Raw genomic sequence first — 19,084 nt, 5'->3', positions numbered from 1 at the left:
AGGGATCGGCCCGCCGGATGCCCCGGCCCCCTCCCAGGCCTCAGCGCCCCCGCAGCTTCAGCAGCACCACGCCCTGTGCCGGGACGGTCACCGCGCGCTGGTCCTTCGCTACGGCCTTGCCCGTCCAGAGGTCCCGCACGGCCTGAAAGTGCTGCCAGCCCGCATCGGCCGGGCCATAGGCGATGACCGTCGGCGCATCGCCGCGGTTGAACAGCGCCAGCGCCACCGATCCATCGGCGAGCGGCTTGCGCCACACTTCGCGGTTGCCCTCGCGCCGGATCGCAGCGCCCTGGACGCCGCGCGGATCCTGGTCGAGCGCGATCAGCGCACGGTTGCGCAGCAAGGCCAGCGCAGCGGGGCTGGTCTGGCGCACGTCATGCCCCATCATCAGCGGCGCGGCGGACATCGCCCACAGCGTGAGGTGCGTGCGATAGGCGTCCTCGCCCATGCCGCCATTGCCGATCTCCAGAATGTCCGGGTCGTTCCAGCCGCCGGGCCCGGCGTCGCCGGGCTTGCCGTTGTGATCGAAGCCGATCCTGGCCATGGTGGGATAGTCGTCGGTGATGTCGCCGGTCGTGCGCCAGAGGTGGCCGCCCACGCGGCGGCCCCAGCTGCCGACGTCGAACCGGCCATATTCGCACAGCGAATAGAGGATCGGCCGCCCGGTTTCGCGCAGTGCGGCACCCATCTCATGGTAGCTGCGCATCACCGTATCGGCATCGGCGTAGAACCATTCGCCCGAGCAGAGATCATATTTCAGATAGTCCACGCCCCACTCGGCGAAGGTCTGCGCATCCTGCCGGACATGGCCATAGCTGCCCTCGAAACCGGCGCAGGTGCGGGGCCCCGGCGAGGAGTAGATGCCCAGCTTCAACCCGCGGGCGTGGACATAGTCCGCCAGCGCCTTCATGTCCGGGAACTTGGCGTTGGGGCGCAGCCGCCCGTCGGCCCCGCGCGTGCCCTGCCAGCCATCGTCGATGTTGACGTAGCGATAGCCGGCGTCGCGCAGGCCGGTGGCGACCATTGCGTCGGCGATCGCGCGCACCGTCTGGTCGTCGATCTTCTCGGCGAACTTGTTCCAGCTGCTCCACCCCATCGGCGGCGTCTTCGCCAGTCCATCCGGCGCGAGGCTGCCCATCGGCGGCAGCGCCACGGGGACGAAGCGATGCGCGGCCAGCTCGGCAGCCGTGGCCGGGCGGCCCTGCTGGTGGAGGTCCGCATGCCAGATGCCGCCGTCGAGCAGCGCACCGCCATCGGCCGATACGGTTATCGTCCAGTGACGGACAGGGCGATCCTTGTCGTTGAGGTTGCGCGTGTCGAAGGCGATCCGGTTCCCCTGCACGACCGGGTTCTGCATCGGGATGGTGCCGTACCAGTCGCTCGTCAGGCTGCCGCTGATGCTGCCGTCGGCGACGCGCTGGAACGTCAGCAGGCGGATACCGGGATAATCGGGCGCTTCGGGGAAGAACAGCGCGAGCCGGTCCGGCACGGTAGCCGGCGCCGTCTGCATGGGCGCGGGGGCAGCACCCTGGGCCAGCGGCGATACCGCCGTGGCCAGCAGGGCGGCGAGAAGGGACAAACGCATGCGAAGCTCCGGACGTCGGAAAGGGGTGGGGCCGGCGCTTGCGCGGCCGGCCCCGGGGCAAGGGATAGCGTCGTTAGAAGGTGAGCGTCGCGCCAAAGAACATCGTGCGGCCCATCGGATCGTACACGCCCGGATAGGTGTTGCCGTTGCCGAAGCTGGCGAGCACGCCCGAGGCGATCGCCGGCGGTGCCTTGTCGGTAAGGTTGTTGATGCCGGCGCGGAACTGCAGCTGCTTCGCCACCGTCACCGTCGTCGCGAGGTCGAAATAGTCATAGGCCGGGATCCGCGCGTTGATGATGCTGATCGGGCCGGCTTTCTTGAGGAATTCGTTCGACGAGGAAGTCGCGAGGCGGGTTCCTGCAAAATGGCGCCATGCGAGCGACAGCGTCGCCTTGTCGCCCGGCACGCTCCAGGTCAGCCGCGCGACATGGCGCCAGGTCGGGTTCGGCTGGCCGCAGCTATAGCCGTAAAAGCCTTTGCAGTCATAGCTGCCCAGGCCCGGCTGCGGCTGCTTGGTCTGCTCCTTCAGCCGGGTGCCGACGACGTTCGCGTCGAGCTTGCCAAGGCTGCCGATCCGCGTCGCATAGGCGGCGGCGATGTCGATGCCGGAGGTCAGCAGATAGCCGGTGTTGAGGGTGCTGCCGACGACATAGCCGTTCGTGCCGAACAGCGCGCCGGACCGCTGGTCGCGGTGGAACAGCCCGCAGTAATAGGGATCGCCGGTGGTAGTGCACTGGCTGACCACGAGCGAGGGGTCGATCGAGCTGATATAGCCCTTCACCTTGATGTGGTAATAATCGACCGAAAGCGAGAAGCCGCGCAGTTGCTTCGGCGTCAGCACCACGCCGAAGGTGTAGGTGTCGCCCACTTCCGGCTTCACCGCCGGGTTGCCGCCAAAGGATTGCGAGCAGGTGTCCGCCGGGCATTGGATGATATGGCCATATTGCGCGTCGCTCACGCCGGTCAGCTTGCAGGCGGAGAGGGGGGCATCCGGCGCGGCCCCGGCGCACGGGTCGGTCAGCGATACGTTGCCGATGCCGCGCGCGCCGAACAGTTCTTCGATGTTCGGAGCGCGGATCGCGCGATTGTAGCTGGCGCGGAAGCGGGCGCCGTCGACCGGCGACCAGGTGAGCTCGCCCTTGTAGGTCCAGGCCTTGTAGTGGGACTCGGTGCCGGTCGACCCCTGGCGGTTGGTATAGTCTGAATAGCGAAGGCCGCCATTCACGGTCAGGTCGTGGATGAAGGGGACGTCGGCGACGAGCGGCAGTTCAAGCTCGCCATAGGCTTCGTTGACGGTGATCGAGCCGTCGATATCGGCGGTGCCGCCCTGCTTCGCGACGGCGTCGGCGGTGAAGTTTCGCGTCTCGCGGCGACGCTCCAGACCGAGTGCCAGACCGGCGCCGCGCTTCGCCCAGGGGCTCTGGATACCGAAGGTACCGAGATCGCCGCTCAGCGATCCGGAGAAGACCTCCAGCGTGTTGCGCGCGGCGGTGTTCGACGGGCTGAACAGATATTGTGCTTGATCGGTGCTGATGCCGTCGGCACGGAAGACGTCGATCGGCACGCAGGTGGGATCGGTGCCGTCGACCTTCGAACGGCAGGTCGGCACGCCGGCCACCGACACCACGTCCAGCGCACGCTGCGCCTTCACATTGTCGACGTTGTTGAGATAGGTCTCGTTGTAGCGCGACAGCGCGTACAGATAGCCCACGTCATAGCTGAAGCCGTGGCCGATATCGCCCCTCACCCCGCCATTGTAGCGATAGTCCTGGTGGCGAAGGTCGTCGCGGCGTGAATAGGCGCCGTTCAATCGGTAGCCGATGAGCGTGTCCATCGTCGCTGCCGTGCCCGCGGCAGGGCCGCAGAGCGCAGCCTGCTGGCCGGCGCTCATCAGCGGATTGTTGCACGGCACGGTGAAGGTGGTGCCGAGGAACAGCGCCGAGGGCGCCACCTGCGAGAAGGTATGATCCTTCATCCACATGAAGCTGCCGTACAGCTTGGCGGCGGGTGCAATCTCGAACGACGCGCTGCCGCCGCCGGTATAGCGCTCGTCCGCGCGCTGGATGTAGTTGGTCGGTGAATAGTTATAGGCGTAGCTGTCGACATACGGCACCCAGCTTTTCGAGCCGTCGCGTGCGTTGGTGAGATAGCCCAGGTCCTTGCTGGGGCCGTCCAGCGGCGCGAAGGTGCCGTAGGTGGTGTTGCTCGACCCGCCGCAGACAAGCGCGCTGGGCCCCGATGCGTTGAGCGCGCAGGAGGAATAGTCGCGCGTCGCCTGCAGCACCGGCGCGGTATGGCGGTAGCCGCCATAGATGGTCACGTTGCCGCGGCCGTCGGCGAAATTCTTGCCGAACGCGCCGTTCACGTCCTGCTTGCCGCCGTCGAACACGTTGCGCGGCGCCAGCTGATAGCCCCTGGCGGTGACCAGGCCCCGAACATAGGCGTTGTCGTTGGTGTGCTGGGCGAAGCTGGTCTGCGCATCGAGACGCAGGCCGTCGAGATGGTCGCGCAGGATGAAATTGACCACGCCCGACATGGCATCGGAACCATAGACGGCCGAGGCGCCGCCGGTGACCACGTCGACCCGCTCGATCAGCGCGGTCGGCACGAAGTTGATGTCGGTTGCCTGCGAGGAAAGGATGCGCTGCCCGTTGATCAGGGTCAGCACCCGGTTGGAGCCGAGATTGCGCAGATTGATCTGCGCCGAGCCATCCGCGCCGTTGGAGGCGTTCTCATTGGCGTCGGCGGTGAACTGGGGGAGCCGCGCGAGCATCGCTTCGGCATTTACCGCGCCCTGATAGCGGACTTCCTGTTCGCCGAGGCTGGTCAGCGGGCTGTTGCTCTCGAGGTCGGGGCGGCGAATGCGCGTGCCGGTGACGGTGATTTCGGTGGACGCTTCGGCCTCTGCCGTTGCGCTGCCGGTGTTCGCCTGCTGCGCGTGAGCGCTCGCAGAGAGCAGGGCCATGGCCACAGCACCCAACGCCACCTCTGCTCGAATCGAAAGAATATTGCGCATTATCCGCACCCCCCTTTTTTTGAGTCGCGCATATGCAACACGGGAAGCATCATTCCGTCAAATAAATTATACGATTTGGAGGGGCGCATCTGGGACATGGCTTGGCCGGCCATAGGCTTCACCGCAGACTTCCCACGGCGCCCACTTAGTTTTTCTTTTTTGCCTACTAATCAGATGGGAATTACGCCTCCTCCACCGGCCATTAATCTGACAATTGGGGGCGCATTGATGCCGCATGTTCGTACTGCCGCGTTCGTTACGATCCTTCTGGCCAGCAGTTCGGCGCTGGCGCAGACGCCTGCCCGTCCGGCACAGGTGCAGCCGGCGCCGGCCGGCGATGGGGAAATCGTCGTCACCGGCATTCGGCGGAGCCTTGCCGACGCACTGGCCGCGAAGCGCGATTCCGCACAGGTACTGGATGCGATCTCCGCGGAGGATGCCGGCAAATTCCCCGACAAGAACGTCGCCGAGGCCCTGCAGCGCGTCACCGGGGTGCAACTGACGCGCGGCGGCGGCGAGGGGCAGAGCATCACCATCCGCGGCGCCGACGCTTCGCTCAACCGGGTGGAGATCAACGGCCAGACGGCGCTTTCGACCAGCATCTCTGCCGGCACCGGCAATGGCAGCAACCGCCAGGTCGACTTTCGTGACATGCCGGCCGAATTCATCTCCCGCGTCGAGGTGGTGAAGTCCGCGACCGCCGAGATGACCGAGGGCGGGCTGGGCGGGACGGTGCGCGTGCGCACCCGCCGTCCGTTCGATACTAAGGGCGGCTATCTCGCCGGTTCGGCGCAGGGCATCTACAACGAGCTGGCGGGCAAGGTGGACCCCAAGTTCGCGCTGATCGGCAGCAAGCTGTTCGCGCACGAAACGCTGGGCGTGCTGGTCTCCGGCACCTATGAGAAGCGGACGATCCGCTACGATCAGGCCCGCACCACCGGCTGGCGCCAGGTGGAGACGACGCAGCCGGCAACGCCTGCCGCGCAGAACTGCCTCAGCGGCCGCAACCAGGCGCGCTGCGTCGATCTCGACAAGAGCGGCTTCGGCGACTTCTACCCGGATATCCCGCGCTATATCACCGCGACCGAGCCTACCCGGCGCTATGCCCTGAACGGTATCGTGGAGTGGCGGCCGAGCGATCGCTTCAAGGCCTATCTCGAGGGAACCTATACCCGCAGCAACACGAGGTCGGACGACCAGTATCTGCAGATCAGCACCGCCCAGGCGGTGGCCGGGGGCGGCATCGACCCGGGCAGCGTGACGATTGCCGACGAGACGGCGCGCAAGGTGACCTTCGTCAACGGCCTGAATGCGCCTTCGGGGATGAGCGTCAACTATCGCAGCGTGCTCGGGGGGCTGTATCGTAACACGATCAACGCGATCACCGGCGCTGAATGGCAGGTCGGCAAGGTGCGGCTCTCGGCCCGCGCGACCTATGCCAAGTCCAAGGTGTTCAACGACGAGGTGGACGTAACCGCGGGCGTTACCGGCAAGGACGTGCTGCCCTGGATCACGATCGATTACGGCAACAGCCAGAACGCGCCGAATATCCTGCTGCCGTTCAGCACGAGCAGCATCCAGCCGGTCAACACGCTCGCGGTGGAGGCGCGTCCGCGCGTCAATCGCCAGCGCGAAATCGGCGGGAAGGTCGATGCGGAGTATCGGCCTGACGAGAATGGCCTGCTGACGTCTTTGAAGGCCGGGATCGAGAAGCGCGACCTGATCTCGAGCAGCACGTTCAACAATGCGGTCTACACGCTGAACGGGGTGAGCGGGCAGATCACCCGCACGCAATCGGGTGTCACCGGCACGCAGATCCTGGGCACGTCGACGACAGCGGCGATCCGATCGCAGATCCAGACGCTGCTCGGCCAGCATGGCCGGCTGACCGATGGCACGTTCTTCACCACCGGCGACCTGGGCTTCGGCGGCGGCCGGCAATGGCTGAGCCTGGGGCAGGACCTGGCCGACGCGGTTGGCGTGCCCGATCCCTATGGCGCGACCTCGCCGCTAGATACCTATCGGGTGAAGGAATCGAACCTCGCCGGCTATGTGCAGGCGGCGCTGCGGGCCGATCCGGGCGTGCCATTGTCAGGCGTGTTCGGCGCGCGGCTGGTCCATACCGAAACCGTCGCCACCGGCAGCCAGAGCGCGAACAACGTGATCACGCCCGTGCGCTATGCCGGAAGCTACACAGTGCTGCTGCCTTCGGCCAATCTGCGGGCGGCGGTCATTCCGGACAAGCTGGTGCTGCGCGCCACCGCCACCGACGTGCTCGCCCGCCCGGCACCATCGCAAATGGCGCCCAACGTACGGCTGGACGTGGTCGGACTCACCGGCTCGCGCGGCAATCCGGGGCTGAAGCCGTATCGCGCCTGGCAATATGATCTGGGCGCGGAATATTATCTCAGCCGCACCTCCTATGTCTCGGTCACCGGCTTCCGGAAGGACATCAAGTCGTTCATCGAAAACCGCAATCAGGTGGAGGAGATCAACGGGCAGACCTACACCATCACCTTGCCGGTGAACGGAACCCAGCATGTGACGATCCAGGGGATCGAGGCCGGCGTGCAGGCCACCTTCGATTTCCTGCCAGGGCTGCTGCGCAGCTTCGGCGCGACCGCCAACTACACCTACATGAAGGACAGCGGCTATCAGGGGCGCGACTATTTCACCGGCGCCGTGCTGCCCTTCCCGGGCGTGTCGCACGACAGCTATAATGCGTCGCTGTTCTACGACGACGGGCGTTTTGCGGTCCGCGGCTCGTACAACTGGCGCAGTCGCTATTTGATCGCGGCGGTGGACCGTGGCAACAATCCGGCCTTTGGCGAAGCATTCGGCCAGTTCGATGCCTCGGCCAGCATCGCGGTCGGCAAGCACTGGTCGCTGTTTCTGGAGGGCGTGAACCTGACCGACTCTACTCGCATCGAAAATGCCAGCAGCATCTATCGGCGCAACGTGATCGAGACCTATGGGCGCCGCCTTTATTTCGGCGTGCGGGCGAAGCTGTGATGCCGGTGCGCCGCGAGGTCCTGGCGGGAGTCGCCGCACTGGCCGGCGCGCGCGTGGGGAGGGCGGAAGCGCGCGCCCGCATTCTTGCCCGCGATGATTTCCGGCACGGACTCGGCCAATGGGCAATCGAGGCGGAGCAACCCGCCTCGGTCACCGCCCGGGGCGGGGTGCTGGACATCGTGGCGCCTGCCGGACTGACTCTCTGGTTCCGTCCGCGCCTGACCGGCCCGATCGCGATCGACTATGACGTGCAGGCGGTATCGACCGGCGGACGGTTCGACCGGGTGAGCGACGCCAACTGCTTCTGGATGGCCCGCGACCCAGCCGCGCCGGAGGGCAACCCGCTTGCCCGCCCGCGCGACGGCCGCTTCGAGTCCTATGACACGCTGGAGACCTATTATGTGGGGCTCGGCGGCAACACCAACAGCACCACGCGCTTCCGGCGCTACACCGGACGGCCGGGGGATCGGCCGCTGCTGCCCGAGAACGATCGACGCGCTGCGGAGGATCTGCTGGTTGCCAATGCCTGGCAGCATCTGCGGATGACGGCCGAGGGCGAACGGATCAGCTTCGCGCGCGACGGCCGGACTCTGTTCGCATTCCACGATCCCGTGCCCTACCGCACAGGCCATTTCGCGCTGCGCACCACCGCCAGCCATCTGCGGGTGCGCAACTTCACGGTGTCCGCGCTCGCCTGAGCGTCGCAGCGAGCGAATGGCTAGCGCCGCATGTCCAGTGCGTGGCGGAGCGCATCACGGGCATCGCGGACCTTTTCCGGGGTTGCCGTGCCGAGCACGCCGCGCGCGGCCTCCGGGATATGGGCAACCGGGTCGCCGTGGATCTGGAACACCAGATGGTCGAACATCGCCCGCCACGCCAGCCGCTGGTCCTCCGGAAGCAGCCGCAGCGAGAACAGGGCATGCAGCAGCGCATCATGCGGGTTGAGCATGGGTGGCTGGGGCGGCGTCCACCAATAGTTGGCGAACAGGTTCACTTCGTCGAGCGACTCTACCGCGTGCCACCAACGAAAGGGGATGTAGAGCGCGTCGCCGGGTTCCAGCACTGCCGCCTGCGCATGCTGCGCGGCCTCCGCATAGCGCGGGAACCGCTCGAGATCCGGCGCAGTGACGTCGACAAAGCTTGTGGGCGTGCCCGCGGGCGTGAATTCGAGCGGGCCCATATAGAGGTTCGCGACCTGGTCGGGCGGAAACAGCGTGAAGCGGCGGCGTCCGGCGACGACGATGCCGACATTCTCCATCAGATCGTAATGCGTCGCCACCTGCAGCTTGTTGCCGAGCCACAGGCGAGGAGCGACCGCGTCATCGACCAGTTCGATCGCGTTTTCAGCCGTGAAGCCCGGAAGCAGTTCGGGCGCGGGGATGGACTGGACCGCCATGGCATAGCCGGTCGGTCGCTCACATTCACGCAGCAGCCGATCGAGAAACGGGTCGAGCGGAGAGACGCCGCGCACGAAATTCATGCCGGTCAGGTCGTCATTGTAGAAGAAGCGGCCGTGGATCGCCGGATCGCCGACGATTGCGCTGACCGGGCGGTCATGGCTGAAGCGTTTGCAATAGGCGACGATCGCCGCTGCGCCTCCGCGGCCCGCCTGTACCGCCGGCCAGTCGGCGGCGAGGCCCCGCAGCACTACGGGTTCGCGCGCGGGCCTGATCTCGGAATCGAAGCGATGGCGATCGATCGCACCCGCTTCGCGCACCGGGCGCGGATGGGCAAGGGGGGTCACGACGCGCGCCGCGTAGGCGCCGGGTTGCAACCGATCTCGCGAAGATAATCGTCCTGCATGGGCATGGTGTCGGCTGTCTGATCAATCACTTGGGTGATGTGCCTCAGGCGCTGGAGCGTCTCTTCGTCGGATAGCAGATCGGCGACAGGATGGTAGCCCCGCGGTTCGATCCCCTGGCAGTGCATCACCGAAAGCCAGCTGGTTTCGGTGAACAGTTCCTGGTGCTCCCGCACGACCCGGCCGTTGCTGCGGAACATCTCCAGCTTGTCGCGAAGCCCGTCGGGCGGAGCCAAGGTGCGGCAATAGCGCCAGAAGGCGCTGTCGTCGCGCTCGGTAGCCTTGTAGTGCAGCACCAGGAAGTCGCGGATATCGACATATTCCTGCGCCGTGTCGCGGTTGAACCGATCGATTTCCGCCTGGTCGAAGCCGCGCGTCGGGAAGAATGCCATCAGCCTGGCGATGCCCGACTGCACGAGATGGATGCTGGTCGATTCCAGCGGTTCCAGGAACCCTCCGGCCAGGCCGAGAGCAACCACATTGCCGATCCAGGCGCGATTGCGGTGGCCGGCGCGGAAACGAAGCTGGCGCGGCTCCGCGAGCGGCGCACCGTCGAGATGGGCGAGCAGCGTCGCCGTCGCCTCATCGTCGGAGAGGTGTGCGCTCGCATAGACATAGCCGTTGCCGATGCGGTGCTGAAGCGGAATGCGCCACTGCCACCCGGCACTGCGCGCGGTGGAGCGGGTCAGCGGCACGCGGTCGCCGCCCAGCGCGCAGGGCACCGCCACCGCGCGGTCACAGGGCAGCCAATCGGTCCAGTCGGTAAAGCCGCTGCCCATCGCACCTTCGATCAGCAGTCCGCGAAAGCCCGTGCAGTCGACGAACAGATCGCCCGCAATCTCGTCCCCCGATTGGAGCTGCACGGCGGCGACATGGCCGCTTTCACCGTCGCGACGGACCGACACGATGCGCCCGTCGGTCCGCCGCACACCGGCGGCCTCCGCCAGTGAGCGGAGATAGCGGGCATAGAGCGCCGCATCGAACTGGAAGGCATAGCCAAGCTTCGCAAGCGGCGAATTGGGCTGGTCGGGCCGTGGATGAGCGAAGCGGCCGCGCAGGCCGGCCACCGCCGCGAGCGAGTAGGTGTCGAGCGGCGTCGTGTCGCCGAGGTTTCGTGCCTTGAGCCAGAAATGGTGAAATTCCACCCCCAGCATGTCGATCCCATAGAAGCCGAAGGGATGGACATAGCGGTGGCCGATCCGCCGCCAGTCGACGAATTCGATGCCCAGCTTGTAGGTGGCATTGGTCTCGCGGACGAACGTCGCCTCGTCGATGCCCAGCATCGTGTTGAACAGCACGATCTGCGGGATCGTCGCCTCGCCCACGCCGACGGTGCCGATCTCCTCGGACTCGATCAGTTCGATGCTGAGCTCGGGCATCCGGCCGACCAGCTTGCTGATCGCCGCGGCGGCCATCCAGCCGGCGGTGCCACCGCCGACGATGACGATGCGCCGCAGCCGGTCTGCCCTCATACCGGCGCGCCCGGCTGGCCGAACGGCGCTTCCTCGGCGAAGGAGAATACCGGCAGCGCGTCCGCAGCCGGCATCGCGGGCGGCGGCGCTGGCTGCGGGGCGATGCGGGCCAGGAACTCGGCATGCGTCGGCATCTGCTGGGCCGTTTCAAGATAGCCGTGGCGCATCTGTTCGAGTGCTTCGGCCACCAGGCGCTCGTCCAGCGCGTCGGCTGCGGGTTCATGCGCGCGCGGCACGATGTGCTGGCCCAGGCACACCGCCACCCAGCTGGTGGTGGTGAACAGCTCGTTCCCTTCGCGGAACAGCCGGCCCTTGTGCTCGAACAGCGCCATTTTGTGCGCCAGGCTCTCCGGTACCTCCATCGTGCGGACGCGGTTCCAGAAGGGGGAGTCGGTGCGGGTCGTCGCCTTGTAATGCAGGATGATGAAGTCGCGGATGTCCTCGTAGAGGTCGCGCATCTGGCGGTTATATTCGATACGCTCGATCGGATCGAAGCGCTTGTCCGGGAACAGTGCGATCAGGCGGGCGATACCGCTCTGGATCAGGTGGATGCTGGTCGATTCCAGCGGTTCCAGGAACCCGCTGGACAGGCCGAGCGCGACGACGTTGCGCGACCAGCTCTCGCGCCGCCGTCCGGTGGTGAAGCGGAGCCGACGGGGATCGGCCAGCGCTGGGCCTTCCAGCGCGCCCAGCAACTGCTGCTCGGCGGCGGCGTCTTCCAGATAGTCGCTGCAATAAACGAGGCCGTTGCCGGTGCGGTGCTGCAGGGGGATGCGCCACTGCCAACCCGCCGTCCGCGCGGTGGAGCGGGTGAACGGGTCGGGTGCACCGCTATTGGCGGACGGCACCGCGACGGCGCGATCGCAGGGCAGCCAGTGGCGCCAGTCCTCATAGCCGGTCTGCAGCGCTTCCTCGATCAGCAGGCCGCGAAAACCGGAGCAGTCGATGAACAGGTCTCCGGCGACCGTACGGCCGTCCGCCAGCGTCACCGACTGGACGAAGCCGTCCTCCGGGCGAAGGGTGACGTCGGAGATCTTCCCCTCGACGCGGACGATGCCGCGCGCTTCCGAGAGGCGCCGAAGCAATTGCGCATAGAGACCCGCATCGAAATGGAAGGCGTAGAACAGCTCGCGCACCGGGGTGCGGGCATTGGGGGAGGGCCGCCCGAACTTGCCGTGCGCCGCGGCCACTGCGCTCATCGACCACTCGGCAATGTCCGGTATGGGCCGCCGCGCCCGCTCGCGCAGATAGAGCTGATGGAAGTGGACGCCCTGCAGATCCTGGGCAAAATTGCCGAACGGGTGGAAATAGCGCTCGCCCAGCCCGCCCCAGTCGACGAATTCGATGCCCAGCTTGAACGTGCCGCCGGTGGCCGCGAGGAACTCGTTCTCGTCCAGCCCGATCATCTGGTTGAAGCGCAGGATCGGCGGGATTGTCGCCTCGCCGACGCCGACCGTGCCGATCTCGTCGGACTCGATCAGCGTGATGCGGGTATAGCCGTTGTTGAGGAAGCGCGAAAACGCCGCGGCGGCCATCCAGCCGGCGGTGCCGCCGCCGACGATGACGACCTCGCGGATACTATGCTCGTTCATGCAGGTGCCTCGATTGCGCAGCGTGGAAGGCGGCGAGGGTGGGAAGGGGCTGGACCGCCTGGGCGATCCCGGCGCCGAACCGTGCCATCGCGGCATCCGCGACATCGGGTGAAACGGTGTCGGCAAGCGGATCGGTCTGCCGCGGGAGCACGCCCTGGCCGAAGAGGACTGCCAGCCAGCTGTCGCGGTCGAATGTCTCCTCCTCATGGTAGGGAAGGCGGCCGCGTTCGCGGAACAGGCGGAGCGTGTGGGCGAGCGATTCCGGGGGCGCCATGCTTGCCACGTCGTGCCAGAAGGCGCCGTCGCGCCGCGAGGTGACATAGTGGAGCAGCACGAAGTCGCGCACGCGCCGCGCCTCCGCCAGCGCCTGTCGGTTATATTCGGCCGCTTCCAGGGGGTGGGGATCGCCTGCCGGCAGCATGGTGATGAGCCGGTCGATCGCGCTGTGGACAAGATGGAGATTGCCCCATTCGAGCGGCTCCAGCGTTACGGCCGCGTCGCCGATGGCGACCACATTGTGCTTCCACGGCTCGATGGTAGCGCCTGGTTCGAACCGGATTGGTTCGTCGTCGCTTTCTCCATGTGTTTCGCTATAGACGGTTCCGCGCTGCGAGGCGCTGGTCCAGTGCCAGCCGCTCGCCGCGGCGGTGACACGATCAAGCGGTGAGGGATCAGGATCGGGCGCCACATCCGTCAGCACGAGGCGATCGCACGGCAGCCAACGCCGCCAGTCCTCGCGGGGTACCTCCATTGCGCCGTGCAGCAGTGCCTGGGGACCCGTGCAATCGCAGTACAGGTCCGCCGACACGCGGCTGCCATCGTCCAGCACCAGCGCGCCGATTCCGCCCTCGGCGCCTTTCTCCACGCCCGCCAGCGTCCCGGCCTGCTCGCGCACGCCGACATGGCGGGCGAAGGCGGTTAGCATGGCCCGGTAGCGCGGCACGTCGAGCGTCAGGCCAAAGCCATGGGTCGCCAGCAGGCCATTATCCGTCGGCAGCACGAACCGGCCCGCCCGCGCCATCGCCGCCCCCGCGGAGAAGGCATCGAACGCGGCCACCTTGCCCTCCCGGGCGGACCGCGCCCAGAGAGGGTGGAAGGAAACGCCGTCGATCGCCGTGCCATGGGGCCCATAGGCATGGACATAGTCGGCCAGCCCCTCAACCCAGCCGCGGAACAGCGTGCCGAGGCGATACACGCTGCCGGTACGCACGACGCCGTCGCCAAGGCCGATCCCCAGATCTGCGTGGAAGCCGAGGATCGAGGGCAGGGTGTTGGCGATATGATCGGCCAAAGCGCTGGGCGGAGTCTTCAGCGGAAGGATGATCACCTCCAGCATCGGCACACGCCGCTTGAGCGCCGCTGCCATCGACCATCCGGTCAGCCCGCCGCCCGCAACCAGAACCCGCTTCAGGCTCATGCCGCGGCCGCCATCGCGCAATAGCCGTCGATATAGCGGAGGTGCTCCGGTACACGCGTTACCGTGGTCGCGATCTCGGTGTGTAGCGCCTTCATGGCCTGCACCAGCGTTGCGGTATCGGGCGCGTCGGCACGGGGGTCATGGCCTTCCGGCACGATCCCCTGTCCGACATAGACGGCGATCCAACTCGCATCGAGGAATACGCCTTCGCGATATTTCACCACGCGCCCGGCGCGGCGGAACAGCTCGATCTTTTCGGCCAGGCTGTCCGGCACGGCCATGGTGCGGACATAGTTCCAGAACGCCGAATCCGAGCGGTTGGTCGCGTGATAATGCAGGATCAGGAAGTCGCGGATGCGATCATATTCCAGGTCGATCAGCCGGTTGAATTCGTCCCGTTCAACGGAGGAGTCGGGCGTGTCGGGGAAAAGCTCGACCAGCGCCGTGATCGCCTGTTGAACAAGGTAGATGCTGGTCGATTCCAGCGGCTCCAGAAAGCCGCTCGCCAGGCCGATCGCGACGCAATTGCCCACCCAGCTGCGCCGCCGCCGCCCCGCGCGGAACCGCAGCATGCGAGGATCGGCAAGCGGCGCGCCTTCCACCGCGCGGGTCAGCGCCTCGGCGGCGGCGTCTGCGGACGTGAACGCGCTGGCATAGACATAGCCGTTGCCGGTTCGGTGCTGCAGGGGGATCCGCCATCGCCAGCCCGCCGGCATGGCGATGGCGCTGGTATAGGGGGTCACCGGGGTCTCGGTCCGGCACGGCATCGCCACCGCACGATCCGCGGGCAGCCAGTGGTTCCAGTCCTCGAACGGCTCTTCGAGCGCTTCTCCCAGCAGCAGCGACCGGAAGCCCGAGCAGTCGACGAACAGATCGCCGTCGAGAACCTGCCCGTCCTCCAGCCGGATAGCAGAGATGTTGCCGGTCAGGCCGTCCCGCAGCACCTCCACCACCTTGCCCTCCGTGCGGCGCGTGCCCAGCCGCTCGGCGATGCTGCGCAGATAGGGGGCGAAGAGCAGGGCATCGAACTGATAGGCATAGCCATAGGTGGAGGCGAGCTGTGCTGGGTCGCTCGCGGGCAGGTCGAAGCGATTGGCCCGGGCGAGCATGCAGCCATAGGAGAACTGCTCGAGCGGCGGCAGGTCGACCCCCGCGCTGCGCAGCCGCGTCCAGTAATGATGAAAGTCCACATCGCCCTTGCCGCGCCCGAAGGTGCCGAAGGGGTGGATGTAGCTGTCGCCGACATTTCCCCAGTTGCGAAACTCGATGCCCAGTTTGAACGTGCCGCGCGTCCAGGCCATGAAATCGGCCTCGCGGATGCCCAGTTTTTCGATGAACCCGCGGATGTGAGGCAGGGTAGCCTCGCCCACGCCGATGACGCCGATCGCCTCGGATTCGACCACATGCACCCTGCAACGATTCGGCAACAATCGCGCAAGCGCGGCGGCCGTCATCCAGCCTGACGTGCCCCCTCCGACGATTATCACGCGTAGACTCGGCTGCCCGGCCATCGCTTCATCCTCTCCAGATACGGGGGATTACCAGCATTTTCGGGCGCTCTGTCAAACCCCTCTTGTGTAAATGTCGCAGCGCGGCGCGCGCTTCGATGTTGCAACTGGGTGACAGTGCGTGGAAACGTGCCAGAAAATGTTAGCGTTCGCATTGCCAAATGTTTCCGGATCTGATGTAAAACGCTGACAACCTTGTCGTGGCCAACGAGTCACGGGAAAAATGGGAGGAGGGGATGATGCGGTCGTCGTCGTCGCATGCGCGTCTGCGCACTATTCACAGCTTCGGATCTTTCCTGCGCGGCGCTTCCGTGACGGCGCTGTGCGTCGCCGGGATGATGGGTTCCGCGCAGGCGCAGACGGAGTCGGCCGAGGCGCAGGCGGCCGCTGGCGGCGGCCAGGTGAGCCAGGAACAAAGCGACCAGATCGTCGTCACCGGCATCCGCGCCAGCCTTGCTACGGCGCAATCGATCAAGCGCGATTCGGACACGGTGGTCGATGCGATCACCTCGCAGGACATCGGCTCGCTGCCGGACCGATCGGTCACCGAAGCGCTGCAGCGCGTGCCCGGTGTCTCGATCAACCGCTTCGCCGGCTCGAACGATCCGGACCATTTTTCAGTCGAAGGTTCGGGCGTTGCGGTGCGCGGCCTTACCTTCGTCCGGTCGGAGTTCAACGGTCGTACCGCCTTTGCTGCAGGCGTGGGCGGGCAGGCCCTGAACTTCGCCGACGTTCCGTCCGAACTGCTCGGGTCGGTCATCGTCGCGAAGAACACGACGGCAGACATGATCGAAGGCGGTCTCGCCGGAACGGTCAACCTCAACACCCGCAAGCCGTTCGACCGGCCGGGCCTGCACGGCGCCCTCAGCCTCGAGGCGAACTATGGCGACATGCGCAAGAAATGGACGCCCACCATTTCCGGGCTGATCTCGAACACCTGGGATACCGGCATCGGCCGGTTCGGCCTGTTGGCCAGCGGTGCCTATTCGCGGATCAAGTCCCGTTCGGACGGCATCCAGGTCGCGAACTATCAGACGCGCGACAATACGCTCGTCAATGCCGCCAATACCAACGGTACGCTGGTCTGTCGCAATCCGCTGCCCTCTTCCAGCGACAGCCGCACCCTGCCGGCGGCCGCCTACACCTGCGGCAACAACGGGACGGCGGGCGCCGACGGCTTCGCCGACTATGCCGCCCTGCGCGTCGCGCCGGCCGGCGGCCAGTTCCGCACCCAGGAGTTCGACCGCAAGCGCGACGGCATGTCGCTCGCGGCGCAGTTCGAATCGATTGACCACCGGACGACGATCACCGCGGAATATGTCCGCTCCCACACCACGCAGGAATGGAGCGAATATACCTTCGAGACTGCGCCGGATCTGGCCGAATACACCACCTATCCGAAAGGCTGCCTGCAGAATTCGGATGGTCCGCTGACGATCCCTGCCGATCGTAGCGACGGCTCGGCGACGTCGCGTGCCCAGTGCCCCGTCGGCAAGTTCCAGGACTTCGTCTACAATGCCAATGGGCTGTTCCAGTCGGGCTATATCGTCAACACCAGCAATGGCTGGCGCGGGGACCCGAACCAGCCGAACTATTATGTGCCGATCGGCGGCCTGCAGCAGTCGCTGGCGCGCCGCCAGTCGCGCGAGGAAACGCTGAACCAGGACTGGAGCCTCCGGCTGCGGAGCCAGCTCACCGATCGCCTTACCATCACGCTCGACGGGCAGGTTGCGAAGTCGCATCGCGAGCAGCTCGACATCTCGGTGTTCGGCTCCAGCTTTGCCGATCAGGAGCTCGACATTTCGGGCAAGCTGCCGGTGGTAACCCCGCACAAGCCGCAATATCTCGGCTATACCTGGTCGACCCCCAATGCGGCGCTCGCCAGCGCCACGGACGCGCAATATTTCAATGATCCGCGCTTCCAGTTCTGGCGCGCGGCGATGGACCATCTGGAGGACAGCACCGGTACGCAATATGCGTTCCAGGGCGACCTGGAATACAAATTCGACGAGGAATCCTTCCTGCGCCGTGTGAAGTTCGGCGCGCGCTATCAGGACCGCGACCAGACGGTGCGCTATTCCACCTACAACTGGGGCATGTTGAGCGAAACCTGGTCGGGATCGCGTCCGGTCAACTTCGCTGATACGCCGGCGGGTCTGATGACCCGTTATAACTTCCCCAACTTCTTCCGCGGGCAGACCAGCGCACCTCCGGGCGCCTATTATTATGCCGGCGACATGATCCGCGACTATGCGGGCGCGGTAAAGGACTTCAAGTCGATCCAGGCCATTGCCACCGGCCTGGGTGCGGTGCCCACCTGGGTGCCGGCTTCGGGCCGCGCGCGCGCAATCGCGGGCACGCCCTATCTGCCGGCCGAAATCCAGCCGGTCAGCCAGCTGGACAGTGCGGCATACGGCATGGCGAGCTTCGGATCGGACACGCTGTTCGGGCGGGTGCGGTTCTCCGGCAATGTCGGGCTGCGCTGGGTGCGCAGCAACATCCGCTCGGAAGGCCGGATCGGCGTGCCGAGCCAGGCCGAGCTCAGCATCGCGCGGCCCTATGCGGAACGATGCGTCCCGGTCGTGCCGCCGGGCGCGCCCCCGGGCACGCTGCCGCAGCCGCAGGGCGGGGCCTGTACCCTGGGGCCGACGGGCTATGCCCAGCTCCAGCAGTTCGCCGGCGCCGGCTTCGACCTCTACAACGCCGCCAAGACCAGCTACAGCTACTTCCTGCCGAGCCTGAACCTGAAGTTTGGTTTGTCGGACAGCCTGTTGGTGCGCCTGGCCGGCTCCAAGGTGCTGACGCGCCCGGACAATGCCAATATCCGCAACTTCCTGAGCATCGGCCTGGGAACCAGCGGCGAACTGACGGCAACGACCGGCAATCCCTATCTGAGGCCAGCGACGGCATGGCAGTTCGACGCGAGCCTCGAATGGTATTTCGCGCGCGTCGGCTCGCTCACGCTGAACGGCTTCTACAAGGCGATCGACGGCTTCTTCTACCAGCAGGTTACCAACCGGTCGATCACCAGCAACGGCGTCACCAAGGACGTGTTCGTCCGCGGACCGGCCAACTACGAAGGCACCGGCAAGATCAAGGGGTTCGAGCTTGCCTATCAGCAGACCTACGACTTCCTGCCGGGGCCGCTGAAGGGGCTCGGCATTTCGGCCAACTACACCTTCATCGACAGCTCGGGCCTGCCGAACAGCTTCCTGAACGGTGGTTCGCCGTCCAACGTGTCGACCGTGAAGCCGTCGGGCAATCTGCCGCTCGAGCAGCTCTCCAAGCACAACGTCAACGCGGCGATCTTCTACGAGCAGGGCGGCATATCGGTGCGCGCCGCCTATAACTGGCGCTCGCGCTTCCTGCTCACCGCGTCGGACGTCATCTTCCCCTATTTCTCGATCTTCAACGAGCCGGTGGGGACACTTGATGCCTCGGTCTTCGTGAACCTGACGAAGGACATCAAGCTGGGCGTGCAGGGCGTGAACCTCACGAACACGGTGACCAAGACGACCCAAGCCTATACGGGGGACCCGAAGGATCTGGCGCCGCGATCCTACTTCATGAACGATCGCCGCTTCTCCTTCATCCTTCGCGGCAATTTCTGACCAATCCATTCGAAGGAATGCAGAAGGGCCCCGGCGATCCTCGCCGGGACCCTTTTCGTTGCGTGGCTTC

Annotated in this window: 10 protein-coding genes; 3 read left to right on the top strand and 7 right to left on the bottom strand. The window is 66.1% G+C overall.

What is annotated here, in order from left to right:
- Positions 1–40 precede the first annotated feature (40 nt).
- Together V7E00_RS09280 and V7E00_RS09275 are read right to left on the bottom strand one after the other, a co-directional pair.
- Positions 41–1,585 carry a glycoside hydrolase family 27 protein gene (locus tag V7E00_RS09280; protein WP_333572327.1) on the bottom strand — a complete coding sequence of 515 codons (1,545 nt, stop codon included), beginning with the start codon at positions 1,583–1,585 and terminating at the stop codon, positions 41–43.
- 73 nt (positions 1,586–1,658) lie between these two features.
- Positions 1,659–4,550 carry a TonB-dependent receptor domain-containing protein gene (locus tag V7E00_RS09275; protein WP_333572326.1) on the bottom strand — a complete coding sequence of 964 codons (2,892 nt, stop codon included), beginning with the start codon at positions 4,548–4,550 and terminating at the stop codon, positions 1,659–1,661.
- 279 nt (positions 4,551–4,829) lie between these two features.
- On the opposite strand from V7E00_RS09275, the gene V7E00_RS09270 reads away from it, so the two are divergent.
- Both V7E00_RS09270 and V7E00_RS09265 read left to right on the top strand, forming a co-directional pair.
- Positions 4,830–7,613, top strand: coding sequence for a TonB-dependent receptor (locus V7E00_RS09270; protein WP_333572325.1), 2,784 nt, complete (start codon positions 4,830–4,832; stop codon positions 7,611–7,613).
- Positions 7,613–8,311: a DUF6250 domain-containing protein gene (locus tag V7E00_RS09265; RefSeq protein WP_333572324.1), complete on the top strand. Its 699-nt coding sequence runs from the start codon at positions 7,613–7,615 to the stop codon at positions 8,309–8,311. Before V7E00_RS09270 ends, V7E00_RS09265 begins: the two co-directional genes overlap by 1 nt.
- Positions 8,312–8,331: 20 nt before the next feature.
- Here the strand turns inward: V7E00_RS09265 and V7E00_RS09260 are convergent, their stop codons facing one another.
- Genes V7E00_RS09260 through V7E00_RS09240 form a run of 5 tightly spaced genes read right to left on the bottom strand, consistent with a single transcriptional unit; the run spans position 8,332 to position 15,406 of the window.
- Entirely contained in the window at positions 8,332–9,357 is a 1,026-nt protein-coding gene (locus V7E00_RS09260) for a cupin-like domain-containing protein (protein WP_333572323.1), read from the bottom strand.
- On the bottom strand, positions 9,354–10,886 hold the full coding sequence (locus V7E00_RS09255) for a tryptophan halogenase family protein (protein WP_333572322.1): 1,533 nt from the start codon (positions 10,884–10,886) through the stop codon (positions 9,354–9,356). The genes V7E00_RS09260 and V7E00_RS09255 overlap by 4 nt, the downstream gene beginning before the upstream one ends.
- The gene (locus V7E00_RS09250; RefSeq protein WP_333572321.1) at positions 10,883–12,478 is read right to left on the bottom strand and encodes a tryptophan halogenase family protein; all 1,596 of its coding nucleotides are present in this window, start codon (positions 12,476–12,478) and stop codon (positions 10,883–10,885) included. Before V7E00_RS09250 ends, V7E00_RS09255 begins: the two co-directional genes overlap by 4 nt.
- Positions 12,465–13,895, bottom strand: coding sequence for a tryptophan 7-halogenase (locus V7E00_RS09245; RefSeq protein ID WP_333572320.1), 1,431 nt, complete (start codon positions 13,893–13,895; stop codon positions 12,465–12,467). The genes V7E00_RS09250 and V7E00_RS09245 overlap by 14 nt, the downstream gene beginning before the upstream one ends.
- Positions 13,892–15,406, bottom strand: coding sequence for a tryptophan halogenase family protein (locus V7E00_RS09240; protein WP_333572319.1), 1,515 nt, complete (start codon positions 15,404–15,406; stop codon positions 13,892–13,894). The genes V7E00_RS09245 and V7E00_RS09240 overlap by 4 nt, the downstream gene beginning before the upstream one ends.
- A 332-nt stretch (positions 15,407–15,738) precedes the next feature.
- On the opposite strand from V7E00_RS09240, the gene V7E00_RS09235 reads away from it, so the two are divergent.
- Entirely contained in the window at positions 15,739–19,014 is a 3,276-nt protein-coding gene (locus tag V7E00_RS09235; protein WP_443019180.1) for a TonB-dependent receptor, read from the top strand.
- Positions 19,015–19,084 lie beyond the last annotated feature (70 nt).

It is taken from the genome of Sphingomonas sp. (genome assembly GCF_036731925.1).
Classification (GTDB): Bacteria; Pseudomonadota; Alphaproteobacteria; order Sphingomonadales; family Sphingomonadaceae; genus Sphingomonas.
This window is presented reverse-complemented; position numbering and strand designations above follow the sequence as displayed.

Bases quoted from the DNA above. Each gene is read 5' to 3' on its own strand.
- V7E00_RS09280 (WP_333572327.1), bottom strand. From the start codon at position 1,585: ATGCGTTTGTCCCTTCTCGCCGCCCTGCTGGCCACGGCGGTATCGCCG.
- V7E00_RS09270 (WP_333572325.1), top strand. From the start codon at position 4,830: ATGCCGCATGTTCGTACTGCCGCGTTCGTTACGATCCTTCTGGCCAGC.
- V7E00_RS09265 (WP_333572324.1), top strand. From the start codon at position 7,613: ATGCCGGTGCGCCGCGAGGTCCTGGCGGGAGTCGCCGCACTGGCCGGC.
- V7E00_RS09275 (WP_333572326.1), bottom strand. From the start codon at position 4,550: ATGGCCCTGCTCTCTGCGAGCGCTCACGCGCAGCAGGCGAACACCGGC.
- V7E00_RS09245 (WP_333572320.1), bottom strand. From the start codon at position 13,895: ATGAGCCTGAAGCGGGTTCTGGTTGCGGGCGGCGGGCTGACCGGATGG.
- V7E00_RS09255 (WP_333572322.1), bottom strand. From the start codon at position 10,886: ATGAGGGCAGACCGGCTGCGGCGCATCGTCATCGTCGGCGGTGGCACC.
- V7E00_RS09250 (WP_333572321.1), bottom strand. From the start codon at position 12,478: ATGAACGAGCATAGTATCCGCGAGGTCGTCATCGTCGGCGGCGGCACC.
- V7E00_RS09235 (WP_443019180.1), top strand. From the start codon at position 15,739: ATGATGGGTTCCGCGCAGGCGCAGACGGAGTCGGCCGAGGCGCAGGCG.
- V7E00_RS09240 (WP_333572319.1), bottom strand. From the start codon at position 15,406: ATGGCCGGGCAGCCGAGTCTACGCGTGATAATCGTCGGAGGGGGCACG.